Origin of the sequence: Streptomyces sp. NPDC014864 (genome assembly GCF_043081525.1) — a bacterium.
Lineage (GTDB): Bacteria > Actinomycetota > Actinomycetes > Streptomycetales > Streptomycetaceae > Streptomyces.
Map to the genome: position 1 here is coordinate 144,514 of NZ_JBIBWT010000011.1, position 17,043 is coordinate 161,556.

Annotated in this window: 15 protein-coding genes; 10 read left to right on the forward strand and 5 right to left on the reverse strand. The window is 71.0% G+C overall.

Annotated elements, in window-relative coordinates; all coding sequences use genetic code 11:
- Positions 1-4: 4 nt before the first annotated feature.
- The 7 genes from ACF1A5_RS21285 to ACF1A5_RS21315 all read left to right on the forward strand — a co-directional run bounded on the left by ACF1A5_RS21285 (position 5) and on the right by ACF1A5_RS21315 (position 6,790).
- A complete protein-coding gene (locus tag ACF1A5_RS21285; RefSeq protein ID WP_003973453.1) occupies positions 5-418 on the forward strand; it encodes a roadblock/LC7 domain-containing protein in 414 nt (137 codons plus the stop codon).
- A 111-nt stretch (positions 419-529) separates the two neighbouring features.
- Positions 530-928, forward strand: coding sequence for a DUF742 domain-containing protein (locus ACF1A5_RS21290; RefSeq protein WP_019058642.1), 399 nt, complete (start codon positions 530-532; stop codon positions 926-928).
- Complete coding sequence (locus tag ACF1A5_RS21295; protein WP_356194935.1) at positions 909-1,484, forward strand: ATP/GTP-binding protein; 576 nt, start codon at positions 909-911, stop codon at positions 1,482-1,484. The genes ACF1A5_RS21290 and ACF1A5_RS21295 overlap by 20 nt, the downstream gene beginning before the upstream one ends.
- A gap of 399 nt (positions 1,485-1,883) precedes the next feature.
- Complete coding sequence (locus ACF1A5_RS21300) at positions 1,884-5,135, forward strand: nitrate- and nitrite sensing domain-containing protein (RefSeq protein WP_392194411.1); 3,252 nt, start codon at positions 1,884-1,886, stop codon at positions 5,133-5,135.
- Between the two features lie 10 nt (positions 5,136-5,145).
- Positions 5,146-5,559: a roadblock/LC7 domain-containing protein gene (locus ACF1A5_RS21305; protein WP_030948713.1), complete on the forward strand. Its 414-nt coding sequence runs from the start codon at positions 5,146-5,148 to the stop codon at positions 5,557-5,559.
- Positions 5,560-5,655: 96 nt separating this feature from the next.
- Positions 5,656-6,228 carry a DUF742 domain-containing protein gene (locus ACF1A5_RS21310; RefSeq protein ID WP_392194412.1) on the forward strand — a complete coding sequence of 191 codons (573 nt, stop codon included), beginning with the start codon at positions 5,656-5,658 and terminating at the stop codon, positions 6,226-6,228.
- Positions 6,209-6,790 (forward strand): ATP/GTP-binding protein, encoded by a 582-nt coding sequence (locus ACF1A5_RS21315; protein ID WP_026248371.1) that lies wholly within the window; start codon positions 6,209-6,211, stop codon positions 6,788-6,790. Before ACF1A5_RS21310 ends, ACF1A5_RS21315 begins: the two co-directional genes overlap by 20 nt.
- Before the next feature lie 214 nt (positions 6,791-7,004).
- Here the strand turns inward: ACF1A5_RS21315 and ACF1A5_RS21320 are convergent, their stop codons facing one another.
- From ACF1A5_RS21320 to ACF1A5_RS21330, 3 genes are all read right to left on the reverse strand, one after another.
- The gene (locus ACF1A5_RS21320) at positions 7,005-7,202 is read right to left on the reverse strand and encodes an acyl-CoA carboxylase epsilon subunit (RefSeq protein WP_392194413.1); all 198 of its coding nucleotides are present in this window, start codon (positions 7,200-7,202) and stop codon (positions 7,005-7,007) included.
- Between the two features lie 56 nt (positions 7,203-7,258).
- Positions 7,259-8,854 (reverse strand): acyl-CoA carboxylase subunit beta, encoded by a 1,596-nt coding sequence (locus tag ACF1A5_RS21325; RefSeq protein ID WP_392194414.1) that lies wholly within the window; start codon positions 8,852-8,854, stop codon positions 7,259-7,261.
- Positions 8,855-9,194: 340 nt separating this feature from the next.
- Positions 9,195-9,710, reverse strand: a complete 516-nt coding sequence (locus ACF1A5_RS21330; RefSeq protein WP_392194415.1) for a hypothetical protein — start codon at positions 9,708-9,710, stop codon at positions 9,195-9,197.
- Between the two features lie 261 nt (positions 9,711-9,971).
- Here ACF1A5_RS21330 and ACF1A5_RS21335 point away from each other — a divergent pair, with 261 nt between their 5' ends.
- Together ACF1A5_RS21335 and ACF1A5_RS21340 are read left to right on the forward strand one after the other, a co-directional pair.
- Positions 9,972-10,580, forward strand: a complete 609-nt coding sequence (locus tag ACF1A5_RS21335; protein ID WP_392194416.1) for a YceI family protein — start codon at positions 9,972-9,974, stop codon at positions 10,578-10,580.
- 458 nt (positions 10,581-11,038) lie between these two features.
- A complete protein-coding gene (locus ACF1A5_RS21340; protein WP_392194417.1) occupies positions 11,039-12,574 on the forward strand; it encodes a DUF1254 domain-containing protein in 1,536 nt (511 codons plus the stop codon).
- 219 nt (positions 12,575-12,793) lie between these two features.
- On the opposite strand, the gene ACF1A5_RS21345 is transcribed toward ACF1A5_RS21340, so the two are convergent.
- On the reverse strand, positions 12,794-14,191 hold the full coding sequence (locus ACF1A5_RS21345) for a hypothetical protein (RefSeq protein ID WP_392194418.1): 1,398 nt from the start codon (positions 14,189-14,191) through the stop codon (positions 12,794-12,796).
- 182 nt (positions 14,192-14,373) lie between these two features.
- On the opposite strand from ACF1A5_RS21345, the gene ACF1A5_RS21350 reads away from it, so the two are divergent.
- Positions 14,374-15,057, forward strand: a complete 684-nt coding sequence (locus tag ACF1A5_RS21350; protein ID WP_392194419.1) for an SLATT domain-containing protein — start codon at positions 14,374-14,376, stop codon at positions 15,055-15,057.
- Between the two features lie 172 nt (positions 15,058-15,229).
- Here ACF1A5_RS21350 and cimA read toward each other — a convergent pair whose 3' ends face one another.
- Positions 15,230-16,834, reverse strand: coding sequence for a citramalate synthase (gene cimA, locus ACF1A5_RS21355; RefSeq protein ID WP_392194420.1), 1,605 nt, complete (start codon positions 16,832-16,834; stop codon positions 15,230-15,232).
- Between the last annotated feature and the right edge of the window lie 209 nt (positions 16,835-17,043).

Sequence of the window (17,043 nt, forward strand, 5' to 3'; positions counted from 1 at the left end):
CCCGATGAGCCAGGCGGCACAGAACCTCAACTGGTTGATCACCAACTTCGTGGACAACACCCCCGGGGTGTCCCACACCGTCGTGGTTTCCGCGGACGGACTCCTTCTGGCGATGTCCGAAGGGTTCCCGCGCGACCGCGCCGACCAGCTCGCGGCCGTCGCGTCCGGCCTCACCTCGCTGACCGCCGGGGCTTCCCGGATCTTCGAGGGAGGCAACGTGGCGCAGACGGTCGTGGAGATGGAGCGCGGCTTCCTGTTCCTCATGTCCGTCTCGGACGGGTCGTCCCTGGCCGTTCTCGCGCACCCCGAGTGCGACATCGGCCTCGTCGGCTACGAGATGGCGCTGCTCGTCGACCGCGCCGGGGCGGTACTGACGCCCGACCTGCGTGCCGAACTACAGGGCAGTCTGCTCCACTGACCGGCCCCGGTACCACCCACCTCACCAAATCACCGTCCGGCCGCCACAATCCCCCCACCGGCCCCGTCCGACGGCTTGACTGACCGACTTGCTGTCCCGCCCGGAGGATTCATGACCCCGCCCACCGCCTCTCATGATCCGTACGCCGAGCCGTACGGGGACGAGGGCGACCAGCCGCTGGTACGTCCCTATGCGATGACCGGCGGCCGGACCCGGCCGCGCTATCAGCTCGCCATCGAGGCGCTGATCAGCACGACGGCCGACCCGGCAGCGCTGATGGGACTGCTCCCGGAGCACCAGCGGATCTGCCATCTGTGCCGCGAGGTGAAGTCGGTCGCCGAGGTTTCGGCACTGCTGGCCATGCCGCTCGGTGTGGCCCGGATCCTCGTCGCGGACCTGGCCGAAGCCGGGCTGGTGGCCATCCACCAGCCGGGCGGCGACGAGAACAACGGCGGCGCACCGGATGTGACGCTGCTCGAAAGGGTGCTCAGTGGACTTCGCAAGCTCTGACGGAGGCCGGGCGACCACCTCCGCGAAGATCGTGGTGGCGGGTGGCTTCGGCGTGGGCAAGACCACGTTCGTGGGTGCCGTCTCGGAGATCAACCCGCTGCGCACGGAGGCCGTCATGACGTCTGCTTCGGCAGGCATCGACGACCTGACCCACACCGGGGACAAGACGACCACGACGGTCGCCATGGACTTCGGCCGTATCACCCTGGACCAGGACCTGATCCTGTACCTGTTCGGTACACCGGGCCAGGACCGCTTCTGGTTCATGTGGGACGACCTGGTCCGCGGCGCCATCGGCGCGGTGGTCCTGGTGGACACGAGGCGGCTCGCCGACTGCTTCCCGGCCGTGGACTACTTCGAGAACAGCGGCCTGCCCTTCGTGGTCGCGCTCAACGGCTTCGACGGGCACCAGCCGTACAACCCGGAGGAAGTGCGCGAGGCGCTGCAGATCGGCCCGGACGCCCCGATCATCACGACCGACGCCCGCCACCGCGCGGACGCCAAGTCGGCGCTGATCACCCTGGTCGAGCACGCCCTGATGGCGCGACTGCGGTAACGCCCGGAAGTCGTTTCAGGTAGCACCCAAGTCGAAAGATCCATACGGCAGTTGTCGTAGCAGCACCGGAGCCGACTGTGTCCTTTGACACGGTCGGCCCCGGTGTTCATAACGTTTCGGCAGAGGAATCCGGTGGTGTGGCCACGCGTCGCGCACATCCGGTGTCGCTGCGCGCACAATCGCCCCGCCTTTTGGCGGGGCTCGCTCTTTATGACCGATTTATCTGGGGTTTACACGGCGCGCTCGTCACGTTTCCGCTGTTTGGAAGAGCGCTGGCTGACGTGCTGGAATGCCTGAACTGCCCAATAGTCAAAGACGTACTCATCAGTCGAGTCGTATCTGGGCTCTGAGACACTGCGGCACAACGTTGGTGCCGACCGCCGAGAGGTTGTTGGTCGAGTGAGGCGAAGCAAGAACGGCCCCGAGCCGTCGGCCCGGGGCAACTTCACCCCGCCGCCGCGCGGTGCGGCGCCCGCACCCGTGCCCGGGTCGGAACCGACGGCCGCTCCCGCTCCCAGCGGTGGCCGTTTCTCCCCCCGCAACTGGCGGGTGCCGACCCGACTGAACGCGATCCTGCTCATACCCGTGCTGGTCGGCCTCGTCATGGGCGGCTTCCAGGTCAAGAGCTCGATCGACACCTGGCAGGAAGCCCAGGACGCGGAGAAGACCGCGCGCCTGGTGCAGGCCTCGCTGTCCTACGCCAACGCCCTCTACAACGAGCGCGACATCACCGCCACTCCCCTCCTCCAGGGCAAGGGCCAGAACAACGCGACGGTCACCGAGGCCCGCCGGCTCACCGACAGGGCCGCCGACGCCTTCGACCAGGCCGCGCAGGGCGCGCCGCAGTCGCCCGGTGTCGAACGCCGGCTGAAGCTGTTCCGCGAGACGGAGCCCGGACTGGCGCAGTTGCGCGCCGCCGCCTACAGCCCCACGCTCACCGGCGTGCAGACCGAGGAGGGCTACGTCCGGATCGCCCACCCCCTGATGGAGTTCGCCAACGAGCTCGGTCTGGGCACCGGCAACATCACCTCCTACGGCCGTACCGTCTACGCCATCTCGCTGACCAAGGCCGCCCTGTCGCTGGAGCGGTCCATCGGCATGCACCTGCTGCTCAAGCCGGGCCCCGACGCCCCCAACATGGCCAGCCAGCGCACCGCCCTCGCCTCGTACGCCTACCTGGAGGGCATCGCCTCCGAGGAGTACCGCGGCGGCGGCACCCAGGGCGACTCCGACAAGCTCGACGCGGCCCTGAAGCAGGCACAGATCCAGGGCGCGGCGATGGCCAAGCAGGCCAAGGCCAAGGACCCGAACTACGTCGCGCCGCCGGCCGACCCGCAGAAGATGGTCGGGGCCGTCGCGTCGCTGCAGAGCACGAGCGCGACCGAGCGCCTCGCGCTCGCCCGCAGGGGGATCACCCCGCAGAACTGGTGGGCGGCCAACACCCTCAGGTTCGACGCCTACGAGAAGATCGAGTCGGACATGGCCGACAAGGCGGTGAACGAGGCCTCCAACATCGCCGACGACGCCCAGCGGTCGACGTTCATCACCAGCGCGATCGTCCTGGTCGCCCTGCTCGCCGCGTTCATCCTGGCCGGCATGGTGGCCCGCCAGATGAGCCGCTCCATGCGCCAGCTGCGCAACGCCGCCTTCGGCATCGCCGAGCAGCGCCTGCCGATGCTGGTCGACCAGCTCTCGCGCACCGACCCCGGCCGGGTCGACACCCGGGTGGCCCCGATCCCGATCACCTCGACCGACGAGATCGGCGAAGTCGCCCGCGCCTTCGACCAGGTCCACCGCGAGGCCGTCCGGCTCGCCGCCGAGCAGGCCCTGCTGCGGGGCAACATCAACGCGATCTTCACCAACCTCTCGCGCCGCAACCAGTCGCTGATCGAGGGCCAGCTGACCCTGATCACCGACCTGGAGAACAACGAGGCCGACCCGGACCAGCTGGAGAACCTCTTCCGCCTGGACCACCTGGCGACCCGTATGCGCCGCAACGGCGAGAACCTCCTCGTCCTCGCGGGCGAGGAGCCCGGCCGCCGCTGGGACCAGCCGGTCCCGCTGGTCGACGTGCTGCGCGCCGCCTCCTCCGAGGTGGAGCAGTACGAGCGCATCGAGCTCTCCGGCGTCCCGGAGGCCGAGATCCACGGCCGCGCCGTGACCGACCTCGTGCATCTGCTCGCCGAGCTCCTGGAGAACGCCACCACGTTCTCCTCGCCGCAGACCAAGGTCCGCGTCACCGCGACCCGTCTCCCCGACGGACGCGTCATGATCGAGATCCACGACAAGGGCATCGGCCTGACCGCCGAGGACTTCGCCGACATCAACCACAAGCTGGCCAACCCGCCGACCGTGGACGTGGCGATCTCCCAGCGCATGGGCCTGTTCGTGGTCGGCCGCCTCGCCGACCGGCACGGCATCCGCGTCCAGCTGCGCCCCTCCGGCGAGCAGGCCGGCACGACCTCGCTGGTCATGCTGCCGGACGCGATCACCCACGGCGGTGGCGGCGAGCAGGCGCTGAATCGCGACGAGTTCACGGTGTCGCAGATCATCCCGGAGCAGCAGTTCCAGGGTGAGGACTTCAGCGGGCTGCAGCCGCCGATGCGGACGGCCGCGGAGCTCGGCTTCGACGACAGCCGCTACGAGGTCCCGGACGACATCCGCGACCTGGACCCCGTCGGCCGCTCGCTGATGCGCGAGGAGCGCCGCGCCGCCCTGGAGGCCCAGACGCACGGGGAGCAGACCGGGCAGGAGACCTCCGAGACACCCGCGTACACCGACGGGCCCACCGGCGGTCAGGCCCTCGACACCGGTCAGGTGCCCTACCCCGAGCAGCAGGGCGGGTACGACGCGCAGACGGCGTACGGCGACCAGGGGCAGAGGGCGTACGAGGAGCAGCGGAGCGCGTACGAGGAGCCGGGCCGGCCGTCGTACGACGACCAGTACTTCGCGCCGAACGGCGGCCTGCCGCAGACCAACGGCTACGCCCCGAACGGCGGTTACCCGGGGTCCGCGTATGCGGAGCCGGCGCAGGACGAGCAGGCGCAGGCGCACGGCGCCGCGTCGGACACGTACGGCGCCTTCGCCGAGCAGCCCTACCAGGACGACTGGCCCCAGGGCAACGGCTACCGCAACGGCTACCCGGACCAGTACGCTCCGGAAGCGGAATCTACGCAGGCCGCTGACGTGAGCGAGCCGGACCGCGTAGGCTTCGACCGTCCGGGAACGGCCCCCTCCGCCGTCCACGAGCTGACCGACGCCGGGCTGCCCCGCCGCGGATCCACCGCGAGCGGTTCGAACGGCGCGCGGCGCGTGAACCAGGAAGCGCCGGCCCCCACCCCGGAGAGCAACGGCGACAGCGACTGGCGTTCGGCGAACGACGAGCGCTGGCAGCAGGCCTCGCAGCTCCGGAAGCCCAAGGCAGGCGGGGTGACCTCCTCCGGTCTGCCGAGACGGGTGCCCAAGGCCAATCTGGTCGAGGGGACCGCGGAATCGACCCCGCAGGGCGGCCCACAGGTCTCCCGCGCCCCCGAGGACGTCAGGGGCAGGCTGAGCAACCTGCGCCGGGGCGTGCAGCGGGGACGCAGCGCAGGAAGTGAAAAGAACGGCCAGGGCTTCGGTCCTGACAGCACCTACAACCAGGAGCGTTAGTGTGAGCCCGATGAGCCAGGCGGCACAGAACCTGAACTGGTTGATCACCAACTTCGTGGACAACACCCCCGGGGTGTCCCACACCGTGGTGGTCTCCGCCGACGGACTCCTTCTGGCGATGTCCGAAGGCTTCCCCCGCGACCGCGCCGACCAGCTCGCGGCCGTCGCCTCCGGTCTGACCTCGCTGACCGCCGGTGCTTCGCGCATCTTCGAGGGCGGCAGCGTGAACCAGACAGTTGTGGAGATGGAGCGGGGATTCCTCTTCCTCATGTCCATCTCCGACGGTTCGTCGCTCGCGGTTCTTGCACACCCCGAGGCGGACATCGGCCTCATTGGGTACGAGATGGCTCTTCTGGTGGACCGTGCGGGCACGGTTCTGACCCCGGATCTCCGTGCGGAGCTCCAGGGGAGCCTTCTCAACTAACAGTCGGACGGTGCGTTTTGGCGTCCCGGGGCCGTAAGGTTTCGGGACGCGGCTTCCACAAGGTTGGAGCCCGGCGCAGTCGGAGGAGGAGAGAGAGTGGCAACCCCCCCAAGCGGTTCGTCTTCGGGCAACTGGTCGTACGGCCCTGCCCAGGGTCAGGGCGACGGTCCCGTGAACCCGTACAACTTCCCCTCCGCCCCGAGCCACCGGCAGCCGTACGCGCCCCAGGGCCCCGGCCCTTCGCCGTACGATCAGCCGCCGGCGCCGCGCATCCAGCCGGTGGAGCCGCAACGACGTACCCCTGAGCCGGCGCCCGCCGGGGCGTCGAACAATCCCCTGGTGCGCCCGTACGCCATGACGGGCGGCCGGACCCGGCCGCGGTACCAGCTCGCCATCGAGGCGCTGGTCCACACCACGGCGCAGCCGCACCAGATGCAGGGCCAACTGCCCGAGCATCAGCGGATCTGCAATCTGTGCCGCGAGATCAAGTCGGTGGCCGAGGTCTCGGCCCTGCTGACGATCCCGCTCGGCGTGGCCAGGATCCTCGTCGCCGACTTGGCGGAGGCGGGCCTGGTCGCCATCCATCAGCCCGGCGGCGACGAGAACGCCGGTGGACAGCCAGACGTGACACTGCTCGAAAGGGTGCTCAGTGGACTTCGCAAGCTCTAGCGGCGGTCCTTCCCGCTCCACCACCTCCGCGAAGATCGTGGTGGCGGGCGGCTTCGGCGTGGGCAAGACCACGTTCGTGGGTGCCGTCTCGGAGATCAACCCGCTGCGCACGGAGGCCGTCATGACGTCTGCTTCGGCAGGCATCGACGACCTGACCCACACCGGGGACAAGACGACCACGACGGTCGCCATGGACTTCGGCCGAATCACCCTGGACCAGGACCTGATCCTGTACCTGTTCGGTACACCGGGCCAGGACCGCTTCTGGTTCATGTGGGACGACCTGGTCCGCGGCGCCATCGGCGCGATCGTGCTGGTCGACACGAGGCGGCTCGCCGACTGCTTCCCCGCCGTCGACTACTTCGAGAACAGCGGCCTGCCCTTCGTCATCGCGCTCAACGGCTTCGACGGCAACCAGCCGTACAACCCGGACGAGGTGCGCGAGGCGCTGCAGATCGGCCCGGACACTCCGATCATCACGACCGACGCCCGCCACCGCGCGGACGCCAAGTCGGCGCTGATCACCCTGGTCGAGCACGCCCTGATGGCGCGACTGCGGTAGGTCCGCGCGACGGACAAGGCGGGCGGCCCTCCCCGGCTCGGGGCGGGCCGCCCGCCTTTTCCCTGCCGGCACGGCGGCACGACGGCACGACGCGGCACGGCGGCGCGCTAGATCGCGAGCGAGCGCGAAGCGGGCACGGCGAAAGGGCCCCTCCTCCGGGAGGGGCCCTTTGCGCGTGCGTGCGGGGGCGGCCGGTCGTGATGCCGGCCGCGGCTCACCCGTGCCAGCTGTGCGGGGCGCGGAAGCCGTTCTCGCGCTCCAGGCGGCGCCAGGCGGCCTTGGGGCGGCGGCGGTGGGCGGAGGTCGTCTCGGCGGGGCGGGCCGCCGCACGGGCCAGGAGGAGCGCCGTGATGGCGGCGACCTCCTCGGGCTCGGCGTGGCCCTTCTCGACGCGGATGTCGGCGTTGTCCATGGGTTCAGTCTCCGTGGATGAGGGGTCCGCGGCATTGCCGCGGTGCGTCCGCCCGGTTACTGGGGCGGGTTGCCGTGCTTGCGGGAGGGCAGGTCGGCGTGCTTGCTGTGCAGCATCGCCAGGGACCGGATGAGCGTCTCGCGGGTGCCGGCCGGGTCGATCACGTCGTCCACCAGGCCGCGCTCGGCCGCGTAGTACGGGTGCATCAGCTCGGCCTTGTACTCCTTGACCATCTTCTGACGCATCGCCTCGGGGTCCTCGGCCTCGGCGATCTGACGGCGGAAGATCACGTTGGCCGCGCCCTCCGCGCCCATCACGGCGATCTCGTTCGTCGGCCACGCGTAGGTGAGGTCGGCACCGATCGACTGGGAGTCCATGACGATGTAGGCACCGCCGTACGCCTTGCGCAGGATCAGCGAGATCCGCGGCACGGTGGCGTTGCAGTAGGCGTAGAGCAGCTTGGCGCCGTGCCGGATGATGCCGCCGTGCTCCTGGTCGACGCCCGGGAGGAAGCCGGGCACGTCGAGAAGGGTGACGATCGGGATGTTGAAGGCGTCGCACATCTGGACGAAGCGCGCGGCCTTCTCACTCGCCTCGATGTCCAGCACGCCCGCCAGCACCTGGGGCTGGTTGGCGATGATGCCGACGACCTGACCGTCCATCCGGGCCAGCGCGCAGATGATGTTCCGCGCCCAGCGCTCGTGGACCTCCAGGTACTCGCCGTCGTCGACGATCTCCTCGATGACCTTGGTCATGTCGTACGGGCGGTTGCCGTCGGCCGGGACCAGGTCGAGCAGGATGTCGGAGCGGCGGTCGGCCGGGTCGGAGCTTTCCGTGCGGGGCGGGTTCTCGCGGTTGTTCTGCGGCAGGAGGGAGAGGAGGTAGCGCACCTCGGCGATGCACGTCTCCTCGTCGTCGTAGGCGAAGTGGCACACCCCGCTCGTCTCGGCATGCACGTCCGCGCCGCCCAGACCGTTCTGCGTGATCTCCTCGCCGGTGACCGCCTTGACCACGTCCGGACCGGTGATGAACATCTGCGAGGTCTCACGGACCATGAACACGAAGTCCGTCAGCGCCGGACTGTAGGCCGCACCACCCGCGCACGGGCCCAGCATCACCGAGATCTGCGGGATCACCCCGGAGGCCCTGGTGTTGCGCTGGAAGATCCCGCCGTACCCAGCGAGCGCCGAGACACCCTCCTGGATCCGGGCACCCGCACCGTCGTTCAGCGACACCAGCGGCGCACCCGCCGCGATCGCCATGTCCATGATCTTGTGGATCTTCGTGGCGTGGGCCTCGCCCAGCGCACCCCCGAAGACCCGGAAGTCGTGCGCGTACACGAAGACCGTACGGCCCTCCACCGTGCCCCAGCCGGTGACCACACCGTCCGTGTACGGCTTCTTCGCCTCCAGCCCGAAACCGGTCGCCCGGTGCCGGCGCAACTGCTCGACCTCCTGGAAGGACCCCGGGTCCAGGAGCAGCTCGATCCGCTCCCGAGCGGTCAGCTTCCCCTTGGCGTGCTGCGCCGCGGTCGCCTTCTCGCTGGGACCCGCCACCGCCTGCGCACGGATGTCGTGCAGTTCGGCGACCCGTCCGCGCGCGTCCGTCGGCTCGCCGGTCGGCTCACCCGTCGTCTCATCCAAAACGGTCATGTAGTGACCTTACGAAGCGCACCAAGGAAAGCGAGCCGTTGACTCCGTACAGTCTCCGGCCCGTTTTCCTGGTACGAGTGAACAGAACCTCCGGCGCTTGCAGCCTTTCCGACTGCTCAGAGGCCCTCGCCGTTGTCGGGGTCGCACAAAGTCATGGGGCGAGAGTCGAGTCACATTCAGGGGTGGCACATGCCATCGCCAGAGTGACACGCAGACCCGTACGGCGTCGTCCGTCCGCGGCACCCGCCCCCGGCCGACACCGTCGGCGAGCACGGACACCGGGTGCCGGTCGGCGGCGCGGGCGGTGGCCCGGCGGCGCCGGCGACCGGCCGGGTGGCGGTCAGCAGCCGCCGCAGTTGTAGTAGAGGACGTCCCAGTGCGTGCCTTCATCGGCGTAGATGTTGCCGGAGCCGGACTTGTACTGCGGGGCGCCGTCGCCGCGCAGGCCGATGTAGGTGAAGTTGTTCTTGATGTAGCTGGTGACGCAGGTGTTCTTGCCGTAGTCGAGCTTGTAGCCGTTCCAGTGGGAGTAGGTGCCGGAGGCGTGTCCGGTCTCCGTCCCGCCGGTGATGTTCAGCGCGCAGCCGCCGGCCCGCTTCAGGGTCTGAGCCCCCTGGGCGGTGGCGAGGTTGAGCTGCTCGAAGGAGGTACAGGTGGAGTTGTACCGGTCGGAGCAGTTGCCGGAGGAGGACCAGGTGATGCCGACGTCGCGGAACATCTGGGTGGCGGTGGCGTGGCTGATCTTGGTGACGGCGAAGGCGTCGGTGGCGGTGCCGAGGACGGCGACGCCCGGGGCGACGACGAGGGCGAGGGCGGTCAGGACGGCGCGGGCGCGGCCGGTCTTGGCTTTCTTCATGGGGGAACCCTTCCTGCGGTTGGCCGTGTGTGCTGCGGGGCGGCTGTGCAGGTGGTGCAGGGAGATGGTGCCCGAGGTCTACGCGCGTCTGCCAGAGGACGAACCGGACGACCGCGCGATGCTCCGCACGTCCCGGAAAGGGACCCCCCGGATTAAGTTGAAAGTCGAACGGAATAGGTCTACGGTCGTCAGTGTTCAGATCATTGAACATTCAACATCCTCGGCCGCCGCGCCGGGGCCATCCCTCCCAAGGAGCACGTCATGGGCATCTTCGGCCGCAAGAGCGACACCACCGCCCCCACCGGCACCCCCGCCGCGGTGAGCCCGGACCTCGCCGCGCTGACCGGTGACTACACCATCGACCCGGCCCACTCCACGCTCGGCTTCGTCGCCCGGCACGCCATGGTCACCAACGTCAAGGGCAAGTTCAACGACTTCTCCGGCACCCTCCACCTGGACGGCTCCGACCCCGCCAAGTCCACCGCCTCCCTCGACGTCACCATGGACAGCATCGACACCGGTTCCGCCGACCGCGACGGGCACCTGAAGAGCTCGGACTTCTTCAAGACCGGGGAGTTCCCGGCCATGACCTTCCGCTCCACCCAGGCGGAGGCCCTGGGCGGCGACGACTACCGCATCACCGGCGAGCTGACCATCCTCGGCGTCACCAGGCCGCTCACCATCGACCTGGAGTTCAACGGCGCGGCCAAGGACCCGTTCGGCAACGAGCGCGTCGGCTTCGAGGGCAAGGCCGAGATCCTGCGCTCCGAGTGGGGCCTGACCTGGAACGCGGCGCTGGAGACGGGCGGCGTGCTGGTCTCCGACAAGATCAAGCTGAACTTCGACATCTCGGCGATCAAGAACGCGTGAACCCCCGGCCTCCGGTCCCGGCCCCGCGGCCGGCGAAGAGGTCCCGGCCGCCCGCACACCTCCGAAGCGCCCGCCCGCCACTCCCCGCACCGGGGAGGGCGGGCACTTCGGCTTTCCGGCTCCCTCCCGGGGCCGGTCGTCCCGGCTCCTCCCGGGGCCGATCACCGGATCACCGGGCCGATCGCCGGATCACCGGGCCGACTGCCTGATCCCAGGGCCGGTTGCCGGGTCCCGGGGCCGGTGATCTACTCGTTAGTAGGCCAGGCCGCACTCACAGCCCCCGCCGGATGCGACGAAGCACGGCGAACGCAGCGGCCCGTCGGTCCACTCGGCCCACAGGAGAGACAGCCACGGGGAGAAACCGGGACGCGTCCGCGACGGTCGCCGCTGCGGCTCCAAGGCGGGGGTTGATCCGGCGTACGTGCCGTGCTGCCAGCGACAGGGAGAGGAGCGCGGCGATGACCTCTGCAGCCGCCAACAAGAAGCCCGCCCAGCGACTGCGCGACCAGCTCACGAGCGTGTCGTCGACCCTCGGCCAGGCGGCGACGGCGACCGGCAGAGCCACGGCGGACGCCGTGCGCCACCCCGGCACCGTCGTGGACCGCGCCCGCAGGACCTCACAGGCGCTGCCGCTCATGTGGGAGGCGGTGAAGCCCGTCCTCACCGGGCGCGTGAGCGACTGGCGCCGCGAGTACGCCTACACGCTCGGGGAACAGGCCTTCGTCTACGGCTTCCCGTACATCTACTACGCCGGGATCCGGCACCGCTGGGTGACCCAGGAGCCGGAGAACGAGATGACGCCGTCCGCCGCGGTCAACCAGTTCTGGCACGGGCGCACGCTCTACGACGCGTCCGACCGGGAGGGCCTGTCCCCCAACAACGACACGCTGTACTCGTTCGCCTGGGTCGACCTGACCGAGGAGCCCGTCGTCCTCTCCCACCCGGACATGGGCGACCGCTACTTCACCTTCGAACTCGTCGGCGTCACCTCCGACAACTACGACTACGTGGGACAGCGCGCCACCGGTTCGCAGGCCGGCCACTTCGCCCTCGTCGGGCCCGGCTGGACGGGAGACCTGCCCGAGGGGCTGCGCCGCACGGCCACCGCCCCCACCCCCTGGGTCCTGGTCGTGGGCCGCACCCTCGTCGAGGGGGCGCAGGACCTCCCGGCCGTGCACGCACTGCAGGCCCAGTACCGGCTGACCCCGCTCAGCCAACTGGGCCACAAGGACACCCTCCTCCCGGAGCGCCGCGACGTCCTGGAACCGGTCGAAGCGGACCAGGACCCGCTCGGGCCGTGGAAGACGCTGAACGCGATGCTCGCCGAGAACCCCCCGCCCGCCCACCACGAGCTGCTGCTCAAGCAGTTCGCGGAGATCGGCGTCGGCCCCGGACTCGACGTCGAGGCCCAGCCCGAGGCCGTCAAGCAGAGCCTGATCCGGGCCGCCGCCGTGGGCGTGCCGATGCTCGAACAGCAACTGCTCAGCGGCGAGTGGGCCCACGTCGTCAACGGCTGGCGCTACCCGCCCCCGCAGGTGGGCCGGTTCGGCGACGACTTCCTGCGCCGGGCCGGTGAGCAGGCCCTGGTCGGTATCGCCGTCAACGACCCGGCGGAAGCGGTCTACCTGGTCGCCTTCCACGACGGCCAGGGCGAGAAGCTGTCCACGGGCCGCTACGAACTGCGCTTCGAACCGGGGAACCTGCCCCCCGTCGACGCCTTCTGGTCCCTGACCGTCTACTCGGAGGACCGCAACCTGGTGCCCAACCCGATCGACCGCTACTCCATCGGCGACCGCACCCCCGGCCTGGTCACCAACCGCGACGGAAGCGTGACCATCCACCTGCAGCCCGAGGCGCCCCGCCCCGACCGGGAGCCCAACTGGCTGCCGACCCCGGAGCAGGGCATCTGGTACATCACCCTGCGCATGTACCTCCCCCGGCCGGAAGTCCTCGACGGGCGATGGGAGTGCCCGCCGGTCCACCGCGTCACCTGACGGCGAACTCGAACGAGACCACCTCCCCGGGGCTGCGCTCCCTGTCACGCCCCACTGGTCCGCCGACGCGGCGACCGGCAAGGCCTCGCCCGTGCTCGGTCCCGGCGGGCGCGTCCGCGAGGCGCACCTCGGCGGGGCCGCTGTCGTGCACCCGTCCTCGCCGTCTCCCCCGCCGTCCGGGCCGCGTTCGCCGGGCACGCGCGCGCGGCCGGGGCGGGTTCAGAAGCCTCCGCCGAAGTCCCCGCCACCGCCACCGAAGTCGCCTCCGCCGCCGTCGCCGAAGCCGCCCGAGAAGTCGCCGGGGTCGAAGTCGGCGCCGGAGACGTCTCCGCCCTCGTAGCCGCCGAAGTCGCCGTAACCGGTGCCGTAGTCGGCCGCGTACCCCGGGGTCGCCATCGCGCTGCCGAGCAGGGTGCCGACCAGCAGGCCGGGCAGGATGCCGCCGCCGAAGTAGCCGCCCGCCCAGGGGCCGTAGGCCGGGCCCGCGTCCCAGTAGGGGCGGCGGCCGTAGTCGGTGTCGACCTCGCGGACGTGCGGGTCGCGTCCCTCGGCGAGGCGGACCTGGTCCGCGGTACAGACCGGGACCTCGCGGGGAGCGCCGCCCGGGGGCGTCCAGGCGGCGTCGGCGACCGAGGGGCCGTGGCGCGGGTCGAAGAAGCAGGGCGGCCGGCGCTCGGGCAGGGGCCGTCCCTCGCGGCGGGCGGCGAGTTGCGCGAGGGAGAATCGCCCGTCCTCCAGGGCCTCGGTGACCGCTTTGACGTCCTCGGGCCGGCGGGCGTCGGCCATGTACTGCTTGGCCTGCTCGTAGGCGTCCAGCGCCCGCTCGTAGTCCGCCCGCATGGCGTCGTCCGCCCCCGCCTCGGCGGGGTGGAAGTCCAGGCGGTCCAGTTCCTCGCCGAAGGCGGTGATGTCCTCGTCGACGACGATCCGCAGCCGCTCCAGCGCGGCCCGCTGCTCGGCCTCCCGGCGGCGCCGGTTGCGGCGGACGAGGGCGTAGGCGCCGGCACCGCCCGCGACCAGGACGGCTCCGGCGGTGATCAGCGCGCCGGTCGACATCCCGCTGCCCTGGCCGGAGGTGCCCCCGCTCCAGGTGGCGGGTGCGGAGCCGCGCAGGGTGGGCAGGGCCCGGTCGGTGAAGTCGGTGAGCTGCGTTCTGGCGTCCTCGCCCCGCACGCTGGTCACGAGGTTGCGCACGGCGTTGCGCGGCATGACGGAGGAGTCGGCTCGGGCGTCGAAGCGGTCGCCGAGGCGGATGGCGTACAGGCCGGTGACGCCGGTGGCGGTGCGCAGGTCGGCGAAGAGGTTCCGGGTCGGGTACCCGGCGGGCAGGACGGCGACGAAGAGGGGCTTGTCCGCGTCTCTGATCTTCCGGGCGAGGGCGGCGGCGTCCGTGGCGGACAGCTGTCCGGAGGCGGCCGGATCGACGTAGACGGGATTCCTGCGCAGGGCCTCGGCGACCGCGGAGACGCTGGTGGAGGTGGTCGCCGAGGCCGTGGCGCCGGTGGCCGCGGCGGCCCGCGGGGTGCCGGGCTGCGGGACGGCCAGCGCGACCGGTACGGCGACCGCGAGCGCGACCAGCCACCGGGGAAGGACTCGGGTCAGGACGACGGCCTTCATGATGCGAAACTACCGGAATCCGGTCGCATCCGGTCATCGACGGCTCTCGGGGGGCGAGCACGGGAAACGGCGCACCGGAAGTGGCGGCCGGCAGGGCCCGCCCCGCGCGCGCCCTCGCTACCATGCGGTGCTGCCGGTGGCGGGCCCGCGGCCGGCACCGGCGCTGGGGAAGGCGGAGGGGCGTGTTCAACAGACAGAAGGACTCGGACATGCAGGTGTCCGAGCTCACCGGGCTGGACCGCTCACGCACCCGCGCGGAGGCGCTGGCGGAGCTGTTCCGGCACGCGGAGAGCGAGGTGCACTCGGCGATCGGCTGGTACCTGGCACGGCGGCGCGGTCCGTCGCTGTGGTCCCGCTCGCTGCGCGCCCTCGCCGGGCTGCTGGGCATCGCGGGCACGCTCACGCCGCTGGTGCACGCGGCGAGCCCGTCGGCCATAGGGCCCGAATGGGGTTTCGTGTTCCTGGCCGGCGGCGCCGGGTGCGTGCTGTTCGACCGGGTCTTCGGCTTCTCCGCGACCTGGACCCGCTACATCAGGACCCAGCTCGCCCTCCAGCAGGTGCTGAAGCGGGCGCAGACGGAGTGGACGCAGGGGTTCCTGCGCATCACCGACGCCCCCAGCGACAAGGAGCAGGCCGCGCTGCTGGGGATCGTCGAGCGGCTGCGCATGGACGCCCACCGGCTGATGGAGGAGGAGGCGGCCGCCTGGGTCGGCTATCTCGCCGAGGGCGTCGAGGAGCTGACCCGGTCCACGACGCAGACCGCCGGCCACCGGCCGCCGTCCTCCGGGCTGCTGCGGCTGGACCGGTCCGGCGGACGCGACCGGCCCGGCGACCACCTGCCCCGCGCCCGCGACGCGGCGCTGTAAGGCGCCGGGCGCACCGGCCCACGGTCCGTCAGGCGGGTCGGCACACCATCCACCGGGCGGGTCGGCCCACGATCCACCGGGCGGGCCGAACCGCGCACGCCCGCCCGGCCGTCCCGCCGGCCCGGCATTTGCCGCTCCCGCCCGGCCGTTGCCGCTCCCGCCGGCCCGAGGCCTACGCGGCCGGCTCCACGCCCGCGCGCAGCAGGCCGTAGGTGTACGCGTCCTCCAGCGCCTGCCAGGACGCGGCGATGACGTTGTCCGCCACGCCCACGGTGGACCACTCGTCGCGGCCGTCCGAGGTGGAGATCAGCACGCGGGTCGTGGACTGGGTGCCGTGCTTGCCCTCCAGGATGCGGACCTTGTAGTCGACCAGCTCGAAGGCGGCCAGCTCGGGGTAGATCTTCTCCAGGGCCACCCGCAGGGCGCGGTCGAGGGCGTTGACTGGGCCGTTTCCCTCGGCCGTGGCGACGATGCGCTCGCTCTTGGCCCACAGCTTGACCGTGGCCTCGTTGGCGTGGGTGCCGTCGGGGCGGTCCTCGACGATCGCCCGCCAGGACTCCACCTCGAAGTACTCCAGCGGCCCGCCCTCGGCCTCGGTGCGCAGCAGCAGTTCGAAGCTGGCGTCCGCCGCCTCGTAGGTGTAGCCCTTGAGCTCGCGCTCCTTGACCCGCTCGACCACCCGGCCGACCAGCTCGCGGTCGCCGCCGAGGTCGACGCCGAGTTCCTTGCCCTTCAGCTCCACCGACGCCCGGCCCGCCATGTCGGAGACCAGCATCCGCATGGTGTTGCCGACCTGCTCGGGGTCGATGTGCTGGTACAGATCCGGGTCGACCTTGATCGCGGAGGCGTGCAGCCCGGCCTTGTGCGCGAAGGCGGATACACCCACATAGGGCTGGTGCGTCGAGGGCGTCAGGTTGACGACCTCGGCGATGGCGTGCGAGATGCGCGTCATCTCGCGCAGCCGGCCCTCGGGCAGCACCTGCTTGCCGTACTTCAGCTCCAGGGCCGCCACGACCGGGAACAGGTTGGCGTTGCCGACCCGTTCGCCGTAGCCGTTCGCCGTGCACTGCACGTGGGTGGCGCCGGCGTCGACCGCGGCCAGCGTGTTGGCGACCGCGCAGCCGGTGTCGTCCTGGGCGTGGATGCCGAGGCGGGCGCCGGTGTCCGCCAGGACGGTGGAGACGACCGCCTGGACCTGGGCGGGGAGCATTCCGCCGTTGGTGTCGCACAGCACCACCACGTCCGCGCCCGCCTCCGAGGCGGCCCGGACGACGGCCTTGGCGTAGGCGGGGTTGGCGCGGTAGCCGTCGAAGAAGTGCTCGCAGTCGACGAAGACACGGCGGCCCTCCGAGCGCAGGTGGGAGACCGTGTCCCGGACCATCTCCAGGTTCTCCTCCAGCGTGGTGCGCAGCGCCAGTTCCACATGCCGGTCGTGCGCCTTCGCCACCAGGGTGATCACCTCGGCACCGGACTCCAGGAGCGCCCTGACCTGCGGGTCGTCCGACGCCCTCGTGCCCGCGCGGCGGGTGGCGCCGAAGGCGACCAGGCGGGCGTGCCGGAACTCGATCTCCTGCCGGGCGCGGGCGAAGAACTCGGTGTCCCGCGGGTTGGCTCCGGGCCAGCCGCCCTCGATGAAGCCCACGCCGAAGTCGTCCAGGTGCCGCGCGATGGCCAGCTTGTCGGCGACGGTGAGGTTGATGCCCTCCCGCTGGGCGCCGTCGCGCAGGGTGGTGTCGAACACGTGGAACGCATCGGCCGGTTGGCTGGTTGCGGTCATGGTCTCAAGGCTCCTGTTTTGGATCTCGGTCTTACCGGAATGACCGGCTCCACCGTCCCCCCATCATCCCTCGCGCTCCGCTCCCGGCTGAAGGTGGGCCAGAAAACGAAAAACCTCTCGCGGGTGCGAGAGGTCTGCGCGCGGGTCGAGGACACGATGGCCGCCCGTACCTGGTCGTACGAGACGGTCACTGCGGACCGGCGCGCCTG